Below are 240 nucleotides of genomic sequence, written 5' to 3' on the forward strand. Positions count from 1 at the left end.
CATGCGTTCGTCGATGAGATAGAAGGCTATTTAAACAAAAGTGGCTTGCCTACGAGGCTAAGTGAAGTGGGAGTGACGGAAGCTGATTTATTGCCGATGGCGACCGAAGTGGTAGAAAAAATTGCTCGGCTGATCGCTACAAACCCGCGTGATATGAGCATAGAAGAGGTACGGCAGATGTACCAGAGTGTCCTATAGCTTCTTATCTATTTCAACCCTTAAACCGATATACCTTTGATT

Annotated in this window: 1 pseudogene; it reads left to right on the top strand. The window is 45.0% G+C overall.

The features are described from left to right. Positions 1 to 198, top strand: a pseudogene (locus AAEY78_RS14815) (iron-containing alcohol dehydrogenase); the annotation flags it as partial. Positions 199 to 240: the final 42 nt, after the last annotated feature.

It is taken from the genome of Psychrobacter sp. 16-MNA-CIBAN-0192 (assembly GCF_040309565.1).
In the GTDB taxonomy this organism is placed as follows: domain Bacteria; phylum Pseudomonadota; class Gammaproteobacteria; order Pseudomonadales; family Moraxellaceae; genus Psychrobacter.